The 20,345-nt window shown below is 73.2% G+C and carries 11 protein-coding genes and 1 tRNA gene; 9 read left to right on the plus strand and 3 right to left on the minus strand.

Features of this window, described 5'->3' with window-relative positions; all coding sequences use genetic code 11:
* Positions 1-150: 150 nt before the first annotated feature.
* The 5 genes from WME79_RS47420 (at position 151) to WME79_RS47440 (ending at position 13,194) form a co-directional block, all read left to right on the plus strand.
* The gene (locus WME79_RS47420; RefSeq protein WP_437529158.1) at positions 151-8,094 is read left to right on the plus strand and encodes a hypothetical protein; all 7,944 of its coding nucleotides are present in this window, start codon (positions 151-153) and stop codon (positions 8,092-8,094) included.
* Positions 8,095-8,577: 483 nt separating this feature from the next.
* On the plus strand, positions 8,578-10,353 hold the full coding sequence (locus tag WME79_RS47425; RefSeq protein WP_437529160.1) for a carboxypeptidase-like regulatory domain-containing protein: 1,776 nt from the start codon (positions 8,578-8,580) through the stop codon (positions 10,351-10,353).
* 57 nt (positions 10,354-10,410) lie between these two features.
* Entirely contained in the window at positions 10,411-11,649 is a 1,239-nt protein-coding gene (locus WME79_RS47430) for a sensor histidine kinase (RefSeq protein ID WP_437529163.1), read from the plus strand.
* Between the two features lie 226 nt (positions 11,650-11,875).
* Positions 11,876-11,957 (plus strand) — tRNA-Leu (locus tag WME79_RS47435).
* A 613-nt stretch (positions 11,958-12,570) separates the two neighbouring features.
* Positions 12,571-13,194 carry a methyltransferase family protein gene (locus tag WME79_RS47440; protein ID WP_437529166.1) on the plus strand — a complete coding sequence of 208 codons (624 nt, stop codon included), beginning with the start codon at positions 12,571-12,573 and terminating at the stop codon, positions 13,192-13,194.
* A 6-nt stretch (positions 13,195-13,200) separates the two neighbouring features.
* On the opposite strand, the gene WME79_RS47445 is transcribed toward WME79_RS47440, so the two are convergent.
* The 3 genes from WME79_RS47445 to WME79_RS47455 form a co-directional block, all read right to left on the minus strand.
* Complete coding sequence (locus WME79_RS47445) at positions 13,201-14,838, minus strand: ATP-binding protein (protein ID WP_437529169.1); 1,638 nt, start codon at positions 14,836-14,838, stop codon at positions 13,201-13,203.
* Entirely contained in the window at positions 14,835-15,251 is a 417-nt protein-coding gene (locus WME79_RS47450) for a response regulator (protein WP_437296506.1), read from the minus strand. Before WME79_RS47450 ends, WME79_RS47445 begins: the two co-directional genes overlap by 4 nt.
* 75 nt (positions 15,252-15,326) lie before the next feature.
* A complete protein-coding gene (locus WME79_RS47455) occupies positions 15,327-18,173 on the minus strand; it encodes a PAS domain-containing hybrid sensor histidine kinase/response regulator (protein WP_437529173.1) in 2,847 nt (948 codons plus the stop codon).
* 576 nt (positions 18,174-18,749) lie between these two features.
* Between WME79_RS47455 and WME79_RS47460 the strand changes: the two genes are divergently transcribed.
* From WME79_RS47460 to WME79_RS47475, 4 genes are all read left to right on the plus strand, one after another.
* Positions 18,750-18,914 (plus strand): DUF1328 domain-containing protein, encoded by a 165-nt coding sequence (locus WME79_RS47460; RefSeq protein ID WP_437529176.1) that lies wholly within the window; start codon positions 18,750-18,752, stop codon positions 18,912-18,914.
* A 228-nt stretch (positions 18,915-19,142) separates the two neighbouring features.
* Positions 19,143-19,700 carry a hypothetical protein gene (locus WME79_RS47465; protein WP_437529179.1) on the plus strand — a complete coding sequence of 186 codons (558 nt, stop codon included), beginning with the start codon at positions 19,143-19,145 and terminating at the stop codon, positions 19,698-19,700.
* 47 nt (positions 19,701-19,747) lie between these two features.
* Positions 19,748-19,969 carry a hypothetical protein gene (locus WME79_RS47470; RefSeq protein ID WP_437529181.1) on the plus strand — a complete coding sequence of 74 codons (222 nt, stop codon included), beginning with the start codon at positions 19,748-19,750 and terminating at the stop codon, positions 19,967-19,969.
* 11 nt (positions 19,970-19,980) lie between these two features.
* Positions 19,981-20,265, plus strand: coding sequence for a hypothetical protein (locus WME79_RS47475; protein WP_437529184.1), 285 nt, complete (start codon positions 19,981-19,983; stop codon positions 20,263-20,265).
* The last annotated feature ends 80 nt before the right edge of the window (positions 20,266-20,345 follow it).

Consider the following 20,345-nt stretch of genomic DNA (forward strand, 5'->3'; position numbering starts at 1 on the left):
GCACCGGAAGATTGGCCTTGTACCTGGGTCGTTCTGGTAGGCTGAGCGGGTTCAGCATACCCGAAGCGGGTCGCCGAAATGAGCTCTTCACCTCCGGATCGGGCAGCATCAGCGTCGAGCGCCAGGAGGTCACTGCATTCGCCGGAGCTGATGGAGCCTGCCGGGCCCGCCTCTGCGGGGCAGCTGGTCCTCGCAGGCGCCAGGGCGATCGCGCCGGTGTCGCGCCACCGTGGCCCGCGGGCTGAAGAGGCCTACTGGCGCGCGAGGGTGGACGAGCGCCGCGCCGCCGGCGACGCGCAAGGGGAGCGCGAGGCAGCCCTCGCCCTCGCGAGGATCCTCGCCGCGCGCGGCGTCGAGCTGGACCAGGCGACGACGCTCGCACGCCGGGCGCTCTCGCTGGGCGACGACCCGGCGATGAGGAGCGAGCTCGCCGGCTGGCTGGCCGGGCTGGGCGAGCCAGCCCTGGCCGCGGCGGCGCTGCGCGGCCTCCGCGACGACGCGCAGCCGCCCGGCGCGACGGCGCGGATGCTGGTGAAGATCGCCGTGCTCCTCGCGCGCGCCAGCGACGTCGCGGGCGCGGTCGACGCGCTCGAAGAGGCGAGCGAGCTCGCCCCGGACGACGCGATGGCGAGCGAGCTGCTCGGCACGATCGCGGCCTGGGCGTCGGACGAGGTGTTCCCCGCGGCCGCGGCGAAGGCGTACCTGGAGGCGGCCAAGCGGCGCGAGGCCGCGCGGGAGCGGGAGGCGGCGTTCGAGGATCGCCTGCGCGCCTTCGAGATCGCGCCTCACGACGACATGGCCGCCAAGGCCATGGCAGCCGCGCTGTTCTTGCGCAGCCGGCAGGGCGCAGCCGACGAGGTGCTCCGGACGCACGCCGACGCGCTCGCGGCGCGGGCGCCTCGCGGCGAGGGCGAGGCCTCTGCCCCCTCCGCCCTGCGGCGCGCGATGGAGGTGCACGGCCACCGGCTCCAGGGCGCGACGAACGAGGGCGACTGGGCGCGCGCCGTCGGGTGCGTGCTCGACGCGGGCCTCGACGGGGCGATCGACGGCGACGCCGCCCGCGCGATCGACGAGGTGCTCGAGCAGGCGGGGCTCTACGAGCTCGTGGCCGCGCGGATCGAGCTCAGGGCGGAGCAGCGGGTCGGGGCGTCGAGGGCCGAGGCGTACGTGGCGCTGGCGCGGCTCCACGCTGGCCCGCTCGCGAGCCCCGACCGCGCGGTGGAGGCCTGGATCGAGGCCGCGGCGAGCGACTCCGGCAGCGCCGCGGCGCGCTCCGCGCTGCGCGACCACGCGGCGACGCTGCACGACATGGCGCCCCTCGTCGAGGCGCTCATCCGCATCGGCGAGGGCTCGGACGCGAGGGCGACGGAGGACGCGGCGGGGCGGATCGACGCGCTCTCGGAGCTCGCGCGCCTCGCGGAGGAGAAGATCGGCGACCCCGGCCTCGCGCGCTGGGCGCTCGAGACGCTGAAAGACGTCGGCGGCGACCCGAAGCATGCCGACGCAGGGCTCCAGCGGATCGCCGATCGGCTCAAGGGGCAGGACGAGGCGCTCTCCGCGGCGCAGCGCGCGCTGCGCGGCGCGGACACCGCCGAGGGGCGGATCGACGCGCTCCGCCGGCTCGTCGTGATCTACCGCGGCCGCCCGAAGGAGCGGGCGGCCTACGAGGAGGCGCTCGTGGGGCTCTCGCGGGCGCTGCCGGCCGACCGCGGCTGCCTGCTGGCGCTCGATCGGCTGAGCCGGCGGACCGGGGGCGGCGCCGTGCTCGACGCCCTGCTCCGCGCGCGGCTGGCCGAGGCGACGCGGCCTGCGTCGGAGGCCGAGGGCGCGCGCTCCGCGAGGTCCGAGGCGATCCGCGCGTCCTTGTTGACGCGGGTCGAGCTGGTGCGCGCCAGGCTCCTCCTGTCGGCGATCGCCCGGCGGCAAGGCCAGGACGCCCGCGCCCTCGACGAGGTGCTGCCGCTGCTCGGCGAGGCCCCGGGGCACCGCGGCGCCGCGAGCGCCGCGCTCGTGCTGGCCACCCGGACCGGGCGCCTGCGGGAGCGCGCCGACGCGCTCGTGCAGCTCGCCGCGCCGGTCTGGCCGGCGCTGCGCGCGGTGCTGCTCTCGATCGCCGCGGCGCTCTACCAACGGACGCAGCGGGCGCGCGAGGCGGCGCTCTCGCGCGAGGTCGCGCTGCTCGCCTGCGAGGCCGATCCGTCGTCCGCGCGCGCCGTGGCCACGCTCGCCTCCATCCTCACGGCAGATCTCGCCGCCGCCGCGGAGGCCGGCGAGGCGCCTCCGTTCGAGGTCGACCGGGCGGTGGCGGCCGCGATCGAGCGCTCCATCACCACGGTGTTCCCGCGCGGCGCGCTCTGCGACGGCCTCGCGAGGGCGCTGGAGGCGCTGGGCGAGCTGCCGCTCGCGCTCGCGTGGACCCAGCGCTGGCTCGCGCTGCGGCCCGGGTGCCCCCAGGCGACCGCGGAGCTCATCCGCCGGGCCGCGGCCGCCGGCGACGCGGCCCGGCTCTCGGACGCGCTCGCGTGGATCCTGGCGCAGCCCAAGCCGCTCGGCGAGATGGCGGCGGCGCTGGCGAGCGCGCTGCACGCCCTCTACGACCTCGATCCCGAGCGCGGCACGGCGCTCGCGAGGCGCTCGCTCGACGTCTTCGGCCCGCAGAACCCGCTCCTGCGCGAGCGGCTGCTGGAGCTCGCGCGCCGAGCGGGCGACCCTCACCTCGCGGTGACCGTGCTCGAGCGGTGGCTGGCCGTCGAGATGACGGCGTCGCACGCCCCCGAGCTGATGTTCATGCTCGCCGATTGCCGGCTCGACGGCGGGGATCCGGACGGGGCGGCGCAGGAGCTCACGCGCGCAGCCGCGGTGCAGGCGGATCCTCACGAGGTCCTCGCGCGGGTCCAGCGCCTCGAGTCGTCGCTGCTCGACGCGAAGGGGCTCAGCTCCGACGGCGCCATCGCGCTGGCCGAGGCGAAGGCCCGGGCGTTCACCGCGCAGGGCGCCGTCACGGCGGGAGAGGCGGCGGCCGCGTGGCGTGAGCTCGGCAGCCTGCGCTGGGACCTGGCGGAGGATCACCGGGGCGCCGAGGAGGCGTTCTTCCGCGCGAGCGAGATCGCGCCGAGCGGCGGCACCGAGCGTTACGCGCGGGACATGTGCGAGTTCGCGGGCGTCGAGGCGGCGATCGAGGCGATCGTCGCGCGCGCCGCGGAGGCGCGGAGCGAGAGGGGCGCCCAGCTCGCCGCGGACAAGAACAGGTGGTCGGGCGACGTCGGGCCCGAGCGGCGCAGGCGCGCCAACCTGCTGATCGAGGCAGCCAACCTGGCGCACGAGCACGGCCTGCCCGAGCGCGCGCTCTCTGCGGCGGCGAGCGCGATCGAGCTCGATCCCCTCCGCGCCGACGCCGTCGCGCTGGTCGAGAAATCGGCGGACGCCGACGGCGGCATCGTCGTCCTCGACAAGACCTACCGGCTGCTCGCCGACGCGGCCCTGGGCTGCTACGGCCGCCGCGCCGCCCATTACCGCGCGGCGCGGCAGCTGGAGCGGCGCGGCGCGTTCGAGCTCGCGCTCGCGCACGCCGTGGCCAGCTTCGAGGCGGTCCCGACCGAGGGCACCTCGTACGTGCTGCTCGCTCGGCTCGCCGAGCACGTCGGCGAGCCGTCGGACGCCGTGCGCGCGCTCGAGCGGGTGGCGACGACGGCCGATCCGTCGTCGCGCAATGCGTGGTTGAAGCGCGCCGCGGCCCTCACCGGCCGCACAGAGGAGGGCCTCCGGCTGCGCCTCGACATCCTGCTCCGCGCGATGGTCGTACGCCCGGATCCGGCGCTCGTCGAGGACGTCGGCGCGGCCATCCGCGATCTCATCGCGTGCACGGGGCAGCCGGAGGTCGAGGCCATCCGCTTCGACCGCGCGGTCAAGGCGAGCATCGCGAAGCTCGACGGCCCCGAGGGGGCCCGCGCGGGGCTCGCGATGGCGCGCATCGCCGTCGCCGTCCTCGACTCGGCCGCGCTCGCGCTCGCCGCCATCGAGCGCGCGATGCTCGCCGACGGCGACGTCGACGAGTTCCAGACGCTCCTCGACATCGTCGGCGAGCTCGCGCAGCAGACCGAGCCGGCGTCGCACCTCGTCGCGGCGGTGTACGCCGCAGCGATGAGGCCGCACTCGAGCGTCGGTCCCAGCCTGCTCAGGTGGGCGAGCAAGCTCGCAGGCGCCCTGAACGTGCCACCGGTCGCCGCGGCGCTGCTCGTGGAGGCCGCCCGGCGCGCGCCGGAGGACGACGCGCTCGCGTACGAGGCGGAGGGGGCCGTCGAGGCCAGCGGGGACGATGCGCTGAAGCGCTCGCTGGACGATGCCCTGCCGGTCGCGCGGCGCCTGGAGGCGCTGCTCCACCTCGCGGACAAACACGAGCGCGAGGGCCAGCGCGCCGAGGCCACCGTCGCCCTGGAGCGGGCGCTCGCCGGCGGCCAGCTCGCGGGCGAGACGCGCAACGAGGTCGTCACCCGGCTGCGCCGGCTGTACGCGGCCGAACGTCGCAGCGCCGATCTCGAGACGCTCGTCCAGTCCGAGCTCGCGCGCATCGACCTGCCGGATGCCGTCCGCCTCGCGTTGACGCGCGAGCACGCCGGCATCCTCGCCGCCGGCGGCGATCTCCATGGCGCGGTGGAGCTCCTCCTGGAGGCCGCCCAGAGGACGCCGTTCGACAAGGCGCACATCGACGAGCTCATCCGGCTCGCGCGGAGCTCCGACGATCGCCAGCGGCTCTTCGACGTGCTCACGCGCCTCCAGGGCATCCTGACCGGCGACGAGGAGCGGCTGGTCGTTCTTCGCGAGCTCGCGCCGCTGGCCCAGGAGCTCGGCGATCGCGGCGCCGCGGTGGCGCTCTACGAGGCGATCGCCCGGCTGGATCTCACCGACATGCACGCCGTCGAGATCGTCGAGCAGGACGCGAGCGACCGCGGCGATCACGCCGCGGTCGCCGCCCTCCTCGCGCGCCGCATCGAGGCGGCTCCGCTGCCGGACACGAGGCGCGCGCTGCGGCTCCGGCGCGCTGCGCTGCTCGAGCAGCGCCTCGGCCTGCTCGACGAGGCGTGCGCCGAGCTGGAGTCCCTGCTCGCGGCGTCACCGGACGACGTGAGCGCGCTGAGGTTCCTCGCGGACATCCACGAGCGGCTCGGGACGCCGCTCCGCGCCGCCCCGCTCTGGTGCAGGCTGGGCGATCTCGCGACGACCACCGACGAGCGGGCCGAGTACAGCCTCCGCGCGTGCAGCAGCTACCTCGGCGGCGGGGATGTCGAGTCCGCGAAGGACACGCTGGAGAGCGTCGCTCGCATCGCGCCGCGCGAGGCCGTGATCGAGCTCCGCGTCGAGATCGCCCGCCGGGAGGGGGATGGCCACGCGCTCGCCGCGGCGCTCGATCAGCTCGCCAGCGCGTCGCGCGACGCCCCCGAGCGGCGCGCGCAGCTGCTGGTCGAGGCGGCGCGCGCCACCTCGACGCTCGGGGACGACGCGACGGCGCTCGAGCGCGCTCGCCGCGCCGTGAAGCTCGCCCCGGAGTCGCCCGACGCCGTCCTCGAGGCGCGCCGCATCGAGTATCGCCTGCGCGGGACCGGGACGCCGCGCGACGCGCAGGCCGCGGTGGAGGAGCTCGGCCGCATCGCGCCGCGCCTGCGCCCGGCGCACGTCGATCTGCACGCGTTCTTGCTCGCCGAGACGCTCGACGTCATCCAGGGCCACGGCGCCGGCATGCGGGAGCTGACCCGGCGCCACGCCGAGGTCGGCCCGAGCACGCTGGTCGCGCTCGGCATGGCGGAGCGCCTGGCCCTGAAGCGGAACTTCTCTGCCGCCCTCCCGCTGTTCGATCGCGCGCTCGGCGGCGATCTCCAGGGGATGCGCGCGCGCGGTCGGGTCGCGCTCGCCGCCGCCGAGACCGCTCAGAACGCCGGCGATCTCGAGGCGGCCGCTCGCCTGCTCGAGGAGGCCGCGGCGGAGCCCGAGACGCGCACGCTGGCGCTGCGCCGCCAGCTGGAGCTCACGGCTGCGCGAGGCGAGCCCGAGGCCGCCCGGAAGGCGCTCGAAGAGCTCGCCTCGCAGAGCTCGGGGATCGATCGCGCGCGCGCGCTGATGCAGCTCGCGCGCCTGCACGTGTCGAGCGACCCGGATCGCGCGGCGAAGATCCTCTCGCAGGCCACGGTGCTCGCGGGCTCGGATCGCTCGCTGGGGCTGAAGATCGCCGAGCTGAACGCCGAGCTGGCCAGCGAGCGGGCGACCTTGCCTCCCGAGGAAGTGGCCCAGGCGGCGACGCTCCGGGCAGCCGCCGCGGAGCCGGCCCAGGCGGCACCCGAGGCGCCGCCCAGCGCTGCGTCGGCGGCGAACGGACCCGCGAGCAGCCGCGCGCCGTCGAGCGGCGTCGGGCCCGCGAGTAGCCGTACGCCGTCGAGCGGCGCCGGGCCCGCGAGCAGCCGTACGCCGTCGAGCGGCGCCGGGCCCGCGAGCAGCCGCGCGCCGTCGAGCGGCGTCGGGCCCGCGAGCAGCCGCGCGCCGTCGAGCGGCGTCGGGCCCGCGAGCAGCCGCGCGCCGTCGAGCGGCGCGCCGGCCTCGAGCAACCCGCACATCGATCTCGTCGAGCTCAACGACCCGCTCGACGAGGGGTTGATCGCCGACGACCCGTCGCAATCCACCGCTCCCGCGCTCTCGGACGACGATCTGCTCGACGGGACGGCGAGCACCGCGGCCTCGCCGGCGCCGTCCCCGAGCGCTGCGTCAGGCGCCGCGGAGAGCAACGCCGCGCGCGGCGGCGCCGCGTCGGCCCGCTCCAGCGTCGGCGCGCCGCAGGCCGGGCCCCCGGCCTCCGCCCCGGCGTCGATCCAGCCGCCCTCCTCCGCGACGCGGCTCGTGGCCGCGTGGTCGCCGTCCGCGGCCGAGAGCTTCGAGGAGGCAGCGCTCTTCCGCGAGCTCGCCGCGGGCTCGTACGACGCTGGCGAGCGGCTCATCAAGAGCTTCGCTCCGCGCGACGATCGCTCTCGGGAGGCGCTGGCGGTCCGACGGATGCAGGCCCACCTGCACCTCGGCGATCGGGGCACCCTGGAGCGCCTTCAGGCGGCCGCGATCGCCGACAAGAACATGACCTACGCCCGCGCCATCGAGCACGTGCTGCGCGCCTTCGACGGTGACGAGCCGTCCGACCGGCCCGGCGAGGGCGTCGTCACGCCGCCGCCCCTCGCCGCGCAGCGCGACGCGCCGGAGCTCGTGAGCGCGCTGCTCTTCCGCGATCTGGAATCGCCGGTCAACGAGGCGCTCGCGATCGTCTGGGAGACGGGCCTCTACCGCCGCGACGCAGGCCAGTCTGGGCTCGTCCCCTCCGAGCGGATCCAGCCGACATCGCCGACCCTCCTCGGGGAGATCTACGGCGTCATGGCCGCTCACCTCGGCCTTTTGCGCACCGCGCTCTTCCACCAGCGCGCTCCCTTGCCTGCTCCGTCGCCGCCGGAGGGGCAGGTCATCCGGGTCAACCCGCCGGCCGTGCTGCTGCGGGGCGAGGTCCGCGAGGACACCCCCGAGCTGCGTTACCTGCTCGGCGCTCAGCTCGCTGGTGCCATGCCCGACCACGTCCTGGTGAACACCAGCTCGGAGGACGAGCTCCGCACGCTGCTCTCCGCCATCGTCGCCGCGTTCGGGCCTCTGGAGGCCACCGCGCACAGCGCGCGCGGCAACCCGGCCGTGGTGCGGCTCGAGCAGAACCTCTGGCAGCTCATCCCCCCGCGCGCGGAGCGTCGCCTCCGCGAGATCTGCGACAGCGCCGACAAGATCACCTACGAGGGCGCCGTCAAGACGACCCGCACCGCGATGCGCCGCGCTGGCCTCTTCGCCGCGGGCAATGTCGCCACGGCCGTGCGCGCGACCATCAAGGAGCGCGGCCTGGAGCTGGCGGTCCCGCTCTCCGACCCCGAGGGGCTCGCGGCGGCCTGCGTGGCGGTCCCCGAGATCGCCGATCTCGTACGCCTCGCGACGCGGATGGAGTACGCCGAAGCGCGATGGCAGCCTGGTACGGTGCCTTCACTCCGGCGGGTCGACACGGGAAGCTCGCGCTTCCGTGCAGGCACGTAGGCGTCGCGGCACCCGCTGCGCGGACGTCGGTGGCGTCATGTACCTCGCAGACCTCGCGCCCCCGCAGAGCCGACCGGAGCCCGGTGTTATCCCGTCCCACCCGAGCTTTCCCGCGTGCACGTCCGAGCTTCGCCTGGTTGCGATGATTGCGGGGTGGCCGCATCGGCGCATCCGTCTCGACGCGACAGCGCTGTCACAGCGCCGCCCCTGGTTGCGCGGCGCCCTGCCGAGCGGATGCACGCCATACGCTGCCCGGAACGCCGTCTGTCGGTTGGCACGAACATCGCCTTATCGCTCGGGTGTGATTTTCCCCTGCGCCTGCTCGGGTGCGGAGCCGTTCGGGCTCCGCGCGTTGCTCTCATCAGCTCGACGGCCACCGGTCGCCGGCGTCTCCGCGGAGCCGCGGCGCTCTGCCGCCGCATCGCGACGGGGGCGGTTCCTGCTCCGCGCTGCGCGCGCCGCGTCCTTGGCGAGGAGGGCGTGGTGAGCTCGCGACCCGTCGTGTGTGCCGCGCTGCTTGCCTGCCTACCGACCTCGGTGGCCTGCGGCATTCCCCTCGAGATGTCGGAATCCGCCCCCTTGAACGCCTGCGACAGGTCGGTCGAGTGCGGCCCGGGGGCGACCTGCGCCGATGTCAGCGGGCAACGCGCGTGCGTCTCGACGAGCGCGAACCTCGACGGGCTCATCCTCGAGATCCGGCCGCGCGCCTCGCCCGAGCTGGGCGCGGAGGTCTCTCATCTCCTCGCCATCGATGCGGCGAGCGGCTTCCCTCCTCAGGACCCTGGCGGGCAGGTGCATTCCGTCGATCTCACGATCCCCATGCCCGCGCGCGTGGAGGCCACGGTGCGCCTCGGTGGCTCCTATTGCGAGGGCCGCACCGGCGGGCTGCCTCCCCTGACCGGCGGGCAGTTCCCCGTGAAGGTCGAGTTCCGGCGCATCGCGCCGATCCTGGGCCTGCCCACCCAGAGCTACTCGACGCTCTCGGAGCCGGACGGCGCCGACGGCCAGAGATTCCAGCTCTCGATCCCCGCAGGCGACTACCACATCTCGTTGATACCGCAGGCGCGCGGTGACTGCGCCGACGACATCCCCCCGCCGATCTTCCTGCCGAACCAGGTGGTCCCCGAGCAGTGGACGCTCGGCATCAACGCCGAGGCGCCCGCCGTGCTCCAGGGCAGCTTGCAGGTGCCTGTGCGCGTGCGCGTCGACGGGTGGAAGCTCGATCTCGTCGATCCGCAGACCGGCAGCGCCCTCTCCCAGGTAGGCCTCCTCGAACAGGCCGAGCCCGACCCGGAGGCGACCTCGACGCAGGTCGGGTTCAGCGTGAAGTTCTACTGGACCGACAAGGACAAGAGCCCGCTCATCCGGCTGCGTCCGAGGGACGGAGTGCCGAGGCCCACGGTCTACTGGGAGCTCGCTGCGCTCGCGCTCCAGGGCTCCACGGGGAACCTGAACCTGTCGCTCCTCCAGCTCGACGCGGCGGCGCGCCGCGTGGAAGGTCAGACGATCGACGAGGACGGCAACCCGGTGCTCTCCGCCGTCCGTATCCAGAGCGCCATCATCGACAGGGCGCCCACCGCCGCCTACAAGCTGGACACCGAGACGGACGCGAACGGCCTCTTCCGTGCTGACCTCCCGCCAGGCGAGTACGTCCTCTTCACGCAGCCGATCAACGACACCACCAAGGCGGCCGTCAAACAGCCGCTCAAGTTCGCCGCCGGCGACGACTGCTACTGCGGTCAGTCGGTCGTCATCCCCGAGGCCGGGACGCTCCGCGGCCGCGTCCAGGGGCCCATGGGCGAGTTGATGGATGGCGCCAGCGTGTTCGCGGTCCCCTCCCGTGGCCAGGTCACGCCCTACATCGGCCAGGTGCTGACGCCCGGGCCGCTGCTGCCCCGGCAGGCGTCCGGGGTCCTCCGTGAGGGCGCGTTCTCGATCGGCATCGACCCAGGGGAGTTCGACTTCTCGGTCCGCCCGACGCCTGGCTCCGCCTACCCGTGGCTCGTCAGGCCGCGCCTAACGGTCTCTGCGATGGACGCCGCGATCACCGACCTCGATCTCGCCATCTCCTACCCGGCCGTGCTCCAGGGCGTCGTCCGCGACGCGTCGGGCGCCCGGCTCGGCGACGCCACGGTCGTGGCCTGGCTGCCGGTGCAGGGCGCGACCGCGCAGGAGACGAGGGGCGTCCAGATCGGCGAGACCCGGTCGGCGGCCGATGGCTCCTATGTGCTGCCGCTCCCCCCATCGATGTCCCGGTGAAGTCGGAGCGAAAAAGGGCGGTACCAGCTCAGCGCGGAGCGAGATAGGCTAACGCCCGTGGCGCAGCCGACGCGCGGTGGGACATCGGAGCCTTCAACCGAGGATGGCCTGACCCTCGCGCCTCCTCTGCGCGGCGACCTGGGCCAGCGCGCCGACGAGGAGCGCGCGACCGGGACCTCGCTTCCGTCTGCGCAAGAGCTCGCGATCGCGCTGCATGAGGTCTCCAATGCGCTCACGGTCATCGTGGGGTGCATCGAGCGCGCGCAAGGCGAGCAAGGCCCCGAGCTGGGCCGCGCGCTCGGCGTCGCTGCGTCCCGCGCGGGCGACGCTCGCCGCCTGATCCGGCGGGCCATCGGCGCCGAGGGCGAGGGGCGTCCGGCCGGCGACGGCGAGGTCGCGTCGAGGCCGCTGGGGGAGCCGGCGCGCGTGATCGCCGACGTCATCGACGACGCCGTGATGGGGCTCGAGCCCGAGGCGCGCCGCTCGGCGATCGCGCTCCGCGCGGTGATCGAGCCCGCGGTCGCGCGCACCGGCGTCAGCAACGGCGCTGCGGTCGTGCAGATCTTGACGAACCTGCTGCTCAACGCCGTGGCGCTGTCGCCCCGCGGCTCGTCCGTCCGTGTCGATGCCAGGCTGGAGGGCGCGGCGGTCGTCATCGGCGTCGCGGACCAGGGGCCCGGCGTCCCGCCGTCGCGCCGAGCGACGCTGCTGAGCTCCGGCGTCTCGACGCGGCCTGGCGGAGCGGGCATCGGTCTCCGCCACTCCGCAGCGCTGGCGAGCGCTGCGGGCGGCGCGCTCGCGCTCGTGCCTTCGGAGGAAGGCGCTCGCTTCGAGCTGCGCTGGCCCATCGAGGACACGCCGCCCGCCGACGCCCCGCCCGGCGAAGCAGGAGCCGAGGGAGGGCCGCCTGCGCCGCGGAACATGACGTCGCCGCCGCAGCCCGGGACGGTCCTTGATGGCGTCAGGATCCTGGTGGTCGAGGACGACGACGCGGTGGTGGATCTGCTCGACACGGCGCTCACCGCGCGTGGCGCGAGCATCGTCAGCGTGCAGAGCGCGGTCGAGCTCCCGGGGGCCCTCGCCTCCGGGCCGTTCCAGGCTGCGCTGCTCGACATCTCGCCGATCCAGCAGGACGTCCTCGGCACTGTCTCCGCCGTCCGCAGGGCCAACCCGGACGTGCGGCTCGTGGTCATGTCCGGCAGCGCCGGCGCTGATCCTCTCCCCGCGAACTCCGGCGTCTCCTGGGTGCGCAAGCCGTTCGAGATCCGCGAGATCGTCGAGGCGCTCGTCCGCTGAAGAGCCCGCGGGCGCGGCGCGCGCAGCGCTCCGTGCGGTGCCGGCGTGCTCCTCTGGTGCGCGCTCCGCATTGTGCGCGCGCGGCCGTGGCGGCCGGCGATCGGCCGAGGCCGCGAGGCCGCCACGCCGGGCTGACCAGCGCGGGCGCTGCGCTGTGTGACGACGTTGTGAGGATTAGCTTGACTTCCCCGGCCAGCTGGGTAGGTTCCGTCCCGCAACCGCACTCGCGAAGGTGGCGGAATTGGCAGACGCACTAGCTTGAGGTGCTAGCGGGTAACACCGTGGGGGTTCAAGTCCCCCCCTTCGCACTCCCTGTCTCGTCTCTCTCGACGCCTCGTTCTCCACTCCTTGTGCACACCTGGCTGAGCGCATTCCCTCAGCGCGTGTGCAGTACCTATGGCGCCGCCCTTGTGTCTTGACGGGGCCGCCCGGTTTCGGAGCGCGCGTCTGAATCTCGACGGCTCGCCCTGGCACCGCTGAGCGCTCGTCTGCGCCCAGCTGGACGCAGGGCGATGATGCGAGCAGCAGATGCCGCGTGGGGAGTGGCGCTCCGGGGGGGGCGTGCGACAGACCGCCTGTTCGGGCGGATGTCACACGAGTTCGCGCGGGGGATGCACATGAGAGCGCGCCGGAGAGCCTTCAAGGCTCCTCCGAGCGGTTGGCCGACGTGTTGTCTCGGCGGCTGCCCCCGAGGCCTCTCGCTGGCTGTTCGGCCCAGGCAATCCTCGCAGACTCGTTCGATACGGACGGTGGTTCATGTCCCTATCGCATTGGAGTTGACGCCAATCGATCCATCGGTTGTGCGCGGCAGCGGGCTTCGAGCGAGGATCCATGGCGTTCGTGGATGGTCCACTCAGCATGTTCCAGAGTGCATCGTCCTGCCGGTCTCTACCGGCTGACCCATCGACAGGAAAGCTCGACATGAATCGACCCTGGCTCGCCCTCGTTCTCTACGGGATCTACCTTGCGCTCGCGTTCGGGTGGCGCTCGCTCAGGCAGCGCAGCGCGACAGGATCGGCGGGCTTCCGTGGCATCTCGGGGCCACCCGGGTCGCTGCCGTGGCTCGGCGGCGTGCTCTTCGTGATCGCGCTCGTCCTGGGAGCGCTGGCCCCCGTCGCGGAGCTCGCGGCCTGGATCGGGCCCCTCGCCGATCCCGGCCCGGCCCTCGTCGGCCTCGGCGCGGCCATGACGATCTCGGGGACGCTCGGCACGCTCTGGTCACAGGGCGCGATGGGCGCGTCCTGGCGCATCGGCGTCCGCGAGGCGGAGCGCACGGGCCTCGTGACCGGAGGCCCGTTCGCGGTGGTGCGGAACCCTGTCTTCAGCTTCATGATGCTGGCCGCGCTCGGGCTGCTGCTGGTCCTCCCGAACGCGGCCGCGCTCGCCTCGCTCGTCGCGCTGGTCATCGCGATCGAGCTGCAGGTCCGCCTGGTCGAGGAGCCGTACCTCTCGCGCACCCACGGCGGCGCGTACGCGGCCTACTGCGCGAAGGTCGGCCGCTTCCTGCCCGGGATCGGCCGAGGGAGCGCGCCGCCGTCGCCCTGACGCCCCTCAGCTCGCCAGGGGCAGCGAGAAGTGGATCGTCGTCCCCTGGCCCGGGGCGCTCTCGACCGCCATCGTCCCGTGGTGCGCCTCGACGATGCCGCGCGCGATGTAGAGGCCCAGCCCCGCCCCGGTGCGCGACTCCTGCGAGGCCTTCCAGTAGCGATCGAAGAGGTGCGGCAGGTGCTCGGGCGGGATGCCCGGGCCCGTATCGGCCACCGAGAAGCGCGCGCTGTCAGCCACCCGGCAGAGCGACACGCTCACGACGCCGCCCCTCGGCGTGAACTTCAGCGCGTTGCCGAGCAGGTTCGAGAAGACCTGGAGCACGCGATCCCGGTCGGCGAGGACCTCCAGGCCCGCGTCGAGCGGCCCCTGCATCACCCGGCAGCCCTTCGCCTCCGCGAGCGACGCGGCGGCGTCGAGCGCCTCGCGGACGAGCGTCCCGCCGCGCTCCACCCTCGGCGACACCACGAGCCGCCCCGCCTCGATGCGCGACGCGTCGAGCAGATCCTCGATGAGCCGCGTCATGCTCTGGATGCCGCGGTCCATGCGGTCGACGAGCTGGACAGCGTCGTCGTCGTCGCCGTCCTTCCGCTGGAGCAGATCGCTCCGCAGCAGCGACGCCGTGATCGCGATCGTGTTGAGCGGGTTCCGGAGATCGTGCGACACGATCGCCAGGAGGTCGTCCCGGGCGCGCGTCGCGGCCTGCGCCTCGTTGTACAGCCGCGCGTTCTCCAGGGCGACGGACGCCGACTGCGCGAGCTGGGTGAGCAGCACCTCGTCGCTCTCCACGAAGGGGCCGTCGCGCCGATCGAGCAGCTGGATGCTCCCGATGCACTGGCCGTCCCGGCCGCGCAGCGGCGCCGCGAGGAGCGAGCGCGGGTGGAGCTCCGCCGGCGAGCGCGAGAGCACGTCGGCGCACGTCGGATCGCTCGCGATCTCGTCGCCTGTCAGCCGGACGCTGGTGCTCCTCCGCTCGATCAGGCCGAACGCGACCTCCCGGACGCCGTCGCGGTCCTCCCGCGCGGCGTACTCCTCGGACAGCGAGATGCCCGTCAGGGGTCGCTGCTCCACGCCCCGCGCCGCCAGCCGCGAGGCCGCGACGCCCGCGTCGAGCAGCGCGCGCGCCTCGTCGGTGGTGCGCTGGATCAGCTCGTTCAGCGAGAGCGACCGGTGGATGCGCAGCGTCGCCTCGGTGAGCTGCGCGAGCTGGTTCGCGTGGCGGGCGAGCGCCCTGCGCGCCTCTTCCTCGCGGCGCTCCGCCTCGCTCAGCCGCAGGACGTGGCGCAGGCTCTGCACCAGCCGCTCGGGCGTCAGCAGGTTCTTCGGCACGTAGTCCGCCGCGCCCCGCTTCATCAGATCGACCGCGAGCGACTCGTCGCCCTGCCCGGTCAGCATGATGAACGGCGCCGTGAGCTTCGCGTTGCGCGCCGCCTCGATCACCGCGAGCCCGTCGCCCCCGGGAAGGTAATAGTCGAGCAGCACGCAGTCGATCTGCTGCTCGTACAGCACCGCGAGCGCCGAATCGACGGAATCGGCCTCCCTGATCTCGGCGTCGACGCGGCCGCTCCGCAGCGCGCGCAAGATCGCGATCCGATCGACCGTGTCGTCGTCGACCACGAGGAGGCGCACCGACCCAGGGCTCAAGGCATCTCCACGAGCGTCCAATACCGGTTCAGTGCCGTCATGAGCTCGACGAAGCTCATGAAAGTGACCGGCTTGAGCAGGTAGCCCGCGACGTTGAGATCGTACGCGTCCACCTTGTCCCGATCGTCGTTCGACGTTGTCAGCACGACGACGGGCGTCGCCCGCAGCGAGACATCGGCCCGGAGCTCGCGGAGGAACTCGATGCCGTTCATCCTGGGCATGTTCAGGTCGAGCAGGACGAGGCGCCGATCCCTGGGCACCTGGTTGCCGCGCAGCAGATCGAGCCCCTCCACGCCGTCGCCCGCCACCCAGAGCGGGTTCGTGATCTTGCCCCTCTCGAACGCCCTCCGGACGTTCATCACGTCGACGGTGTCGTCCTCGACCAGGATAATATTCAGGAATTTACCGTCCATCCTCGTCCTCGTGGAGGGGCAAAGCGGTGGCCCGTTGATAGCATCAACCGCAGGCCGCGCGCACGGGCTACGGTGCTACGGCCAGCTACCGCGCTTGCCCGCGCGGCCGACGAGGTGTGCGACCGCGGTCACCAGGCTGTTCGGCTCGATGGGCTTGGCCAGGTGCATCTGGAAGCCGGCGGCGATCGCCTGACGGCGGTCCTCCATGCGCGTGTAGGCGGTGAGCGCGAGCGCCGGTATGCCGCTCGCGGGGACGTCGGCCCCCAGCGCGCGCAGCCGCCGCATCATCGCGTAACCGTCCTCACCCGGCATGCCGATGTCGCTCACGAGCACGTCGAACTGGCCCATGCGGAGGGCCTCGAGCGCCGCGCCTGCTGAGGCCGCTTCGCTCACCGTCGCGCCGGCGCGCACGAAGATGATGCCGAGCAGCTCGCGGGCGTCGGTCTCGTCGTCGACCACGAGGACCCGGATGCCCTCGAGCACGCGCCGCGCGGCGCCCCCCTGCGCATCGCCGCCCCGGCGCTGCGGGGACGGCGGCGCCGCGAGCGCCTCGGCGCGGATCGGCAGCCGCACCCGGAAGCGCGCGCCCTTGCCCTCTCCGTCGCTCTCGGCGTGCACGCTGCCGCCCTGCGCCTCCGCCAGGTGCCGCACGATGGCGAGGCCGAGCCCGAGCCCGCCGTGGGCCCGGGTCATCCCCCCGTCCGCCTGCCGGAACCGCTCGAACAGGAACGGCAGGAAGCTCTTCGGGATGCCCTCGCCGTTGTCCTCCACCTCGACCTCGAGCGTCGCCTCGACGCGCCGGGCGAGGGCCCGCACCTGGCCCCCGGACGGCGTGAACTTCACCGCGTTCGTGAGCAGGTTCCAGACGATCTGCTGGAGCCTCTCCGCGTCGCCGAGGAAGATGCCCACGTCGTCGGCGACGGAGATGTCGACCGCGACGCCCTTCGCCAGCGCCGCCGGGCGCACCAGATCGAGCGCCGTGGCGAGCACCTGCCGCACGTCGACCGGATCGGTCCGCAGCTGCAGCTTCCCCGCGATGATCGTCGAGGCGTCGAGGACGTCCTCGATGAGCTGCGACTGCGCCTTCGCGTTGCGCTCGATCGTGGCGAGCCCCCGCTCGAGCGACTCGGCGTCCACCTCGCCCGTCCGGAGGATCCGCGCCCAGCCCAGGATCGACTGGAGCGGCGTCCTGAGCTCGTGCGACACCGTCGCGAGGAACTCGTCCTTGAGCCGGTTCAGCTGCTCGGCGTGCTGGCGCGCGCGCTGCTCCTGGTCGAGGAGCTGGGCGCGCTCGGCGTCGGTGCGCTTCTGCTCCGTGATGTCGTGGAACGAGATGCCGACGCCGTCACCCAGCGCGACCGCGATGGCGCGGAACGTCCGCGGAGCGCCCTCGTGCGCGCAGAAGAGCTCGACCCTTGCGGGCTCCCCTGTCTCCACGACGCGCGCGTACGCGTCGAACGCGCTCGCGAGCGCGCTGCCAGGGACCTCGACCGAGAGCCGCTTGCCCTCCAGATCCTTGCCGCGGCCCCCGACGATCGGCCCCGTGGCCGGGTTCACGTAGACCCACTCGAAGTCGGAGATCGCCCCGGACGCGTCGCGCACGCTGCGCAGCATCATGAACCCGTCGGGCGACGCCTCCTGCACGGTGCGGAACCTCGCCTCGCTCGCCCGCAGCGCTTGCTCGATCGACTTCCGCTCCGTGATGTCCGTCGCGGTGCAGGTGATGCCGATGATCTCGCCCGTGTCATCGGTCAGCGGCTCGATCGAGGCGTCGATGTGCTGGGTGCGCCCGCCGGCGCGCACCGCGATCTCGCGCCGCTGGCCGACGCCGCTGGCGAGCACGTCGCGCTTCGTCCGATCGAGCGACCTCGCGGCCTCCGGGTCCTCCAGCACCTCCCCGTCGGTCTTCCCGAGCACCTCGCGCTCGGACTTGCCGAACGAGTTGTGCATCCACGTGTAGCGCAGGTCCCGGTCCTGGGTGAACACCATGACCGGCGACCCCCGGAGCGCCTTGCGGAAGCGCTCCTCGTTCACGCGGAGCGCCTGCTCCGCGCGCAGGCGCTGGGCCACGCTCTGCTGGAGCTCGAGCGCGAGCCGCTCCGCCTTCCGGCGCGCGCCGATCTGCTCGGTCACGTCGAACGCCGTCACCATGACGCCCTCCACGGCGCCGCTCACGTCGTGCACCGGCTTGCACAGGACGTTGTACAGCCGCTCGACCGTCTCGCCGGTCCAGCGCGTGATCCGCACCGGGATCTCGCTCGCCACGCTCGGCTCGCCGCTCGCCAGGACGGCCTCGAGCTGCGCGTGCAGCGGCTGCCCGCGCAGCTCCGGGACCGCCTCGACGAGCGGCTTGCCGAGGAGATCGTCGCGGCCGACCATGCGGCAGAAGAGCGGGTTCGCGAGCTCGAACACGAGCGCTTCGCCCTTGAGGAAGCAGATCGGCGCGGGCGCCTGCGCGAGCAGCGAGCCGCTCCTGCCTCGCTCGATCTCGGTGCGCCTGCGCTCGGTCTCGATCGCCTCCAGCTGGAGCCGGGTGTGCTCGCTTACCGCCTGGGCGATGCCGGCGTCCACGCGCTCGGAGAGCGCCTCGATCTGCCGCACATCCGGCGTGATCCCGGCCTCCTCCAGCTCGCGGAGGATGGATTGCCGGAGGACGCCGTACTCTCGGACCATCACGCCCAGGTCGAGCCCGTGCTCCCAGCGCATCTCGCCGTGCTCGCGCGCCGCCTCCTTGCTGCCGGCCGTCGATGCGCGCTGCTCCAGGCTGGCGGCCACCTCGTCGAGGAAGTTCGGCAGCGAGTTGATGATGAGCGGCTTTGGCATGTTGCGCACCGCCGCGCTTCGCTTGCGCAGCTCGCCCACGAACCGCTCGATGATGGCCTCGCGGCGGGTCCGGATGAGCGTGGAGAGCGGGATCGTCATGATCGGATCGTTCGCGGCGTGAGCCCGACCTCGGCAGGCATCGCCGTCAGGGGCCCTGGGCAGCGAGCGGCGAGCGACGGTGGGCGATCGGCGGCGCGGGTGGCATCGGCGAGCACGGTATCTTCGGAGAGCCGACCGATCGCCACAAGGCGTCCTGCCTGCGCGGCCTCGGACGGCCGACCGCCGCTCTCCTGAGACAGCCGCGGCTGGCTCTCCGTCGGCATCGATCCCGACACCGGCCTTGAGCTGAGCCTGACTTCCATCTCGCCCGCACAAGCCCAGGCGCGAGCAAGCGTTGTGCCGAGATAGGCCAGCCGATGAACGAGGTGATGCGCGGTGCGCGACGTCACGAGTGAGGCAATTTGCCGCAGCTACCCCGCCCGCCCGTGTCGTGCGGCGGCACCCGCAGCGAGCCGCCGGGGCGCCCGGACGCTCCGCGGATCTGGCGAACTCGCGATGTCGCGGCACGTCGGCTGCAACGACGTGACGATGTAACCGCTGCAATCGCTGCAACAACGCAGCATCGAAGCGCTGGAACACTGATTCACCCAGTGATCACCCAATGAGGAGGTTATCATGCTCAGTTGGAGTGTCGCGTTCTTCATCGTGGCGATCATCGCTGCGATCCTCGGCTTCGGCGGCCTCGCGGCGAGCGCCGCCTCGGTGGCGAAGTTGCTCTTCGTCATCTTCCTCATCCTGGCGGTCGTCTCCCTCGCGCTCGGCCGACGCGTCCCGTCCTGACGCCATGAGGATCGCACGTGCTCGGAGGCCACGATCGGGGCGACATGCCTCGCCAGGCCGAGCGGTATCCATGCTTCCGCATGGCACGTCTGTCGCAATACCCGCGGATCGACCCGCCTATCGCGCCATGAGGCCCATTCCGGGCGGCGTCGATAGGGCGTTCGTGTCGCGCCGGGCGCTCGCCCGGACGCAAGGTCGCGCGTCGACCGCAGACCAGAGGAGATCATCATGTTGACCGTCCGAACATTCCTGCCTATCGCCATCGTCATGAGCGCCGTCGTGGGCTGCGAGTCCCCCACGGCGGACGCGCAAACCAAGGCCGAGCGCGCGCAGCGCGAGGCGCAGCAGAAGGCGGCGGAGGTCGCCACCGAGCTCGACAAGAAGGTCGCCGAGATCGACCAGCGGGCCGAGCGGGCGACCGACGACGCGCTCCGGGAGGCCGCGGAGAAGCTCAACAACGCTGCCGTCAAGGCCCAGGAGAAGACCGCAGAGGCCGAGGCGGAGCTGGCGAAGGCGCGCGCGGACGTGCGCGAGTCCACGTCGCGCAGGATCGAGGACCTCGAGAAGGATGCCGTCGAGCTCCGCGAAAAAGCCGAGAAGAAGCTGCCCAAGGACGAGGTCGGCAGGCTGATGAAGGATGTGGAGGACAAGTCGGAGGCGGTCCGCAGGAGCCTGCGCGACCTCGACGCGGCCTCCAGCGAGACCCTCGACCGGGTGAAACAAGGCGTCTACCAGCGCGTGGAAGAGCTGGATCGCGCGATCCAGGCGGCGAAGCGGCGCGTCTGATGCAAGCCCGTTGGCATCGGCCCAGCAAAGCTCGACACGAGGAGGACATGATGGCGAATCAGAAGGCGACTCAGCAGACCCCGTCGGGGGACATCGAGGGAGAGGGCAACCGCACGGCCGATCGCCGTTACCGAGAAGGGGTGGAGAAGTCGGTAAAGGCCGGCAAGATCAAGGAGCACGCCGAGGAAGCCGCCCGCGCGCTCGACGGCCCCGAGGGCGACGCGCTACGCGAAGCCGAGGAAGCGGCGCGGCGAGGTCAACCCAGCTGAGGTGATCCGCGATGATCCGCGAGCTCCGATGCAAAGCCTGTGGCCGCCGGTACGTCTTCGTATCGACGGCGGCCACGCCCTGCCGGGCCTGCGGCTCGGCCCTCGACGAGGTGGAGCTCGAGCGCGGCGTTTACGAGCTCGTCACGAACGACGCGCAGAGCGCCGCCTCACCCCGACCGTCGAGCCCGGCGGACACCATGGTCCCCGAGGATCTCGGCTACGGCGAGTCCCACGGATACGGACCCGCGCACGGCGGCCCGACCGGCCCCGGCGATGCGCCCGCGACCAGCCCCTGATCCACGGAGCTCGCCCTGCGCTTCGCGCTCAGGGCGCCGCGGGCGCACTTGTAGATAGAGCGCCCGTGGCGGCCGCCAGA

The sequence above is a fragment of the Sorangium sp. So ce726 genome (assembly GCF_051521405.1).
Classification (GTDB): Bacteria; Myxococcota_A; Polyangia; order Polyangiales; family Polyangiaceae; genus Sorangium.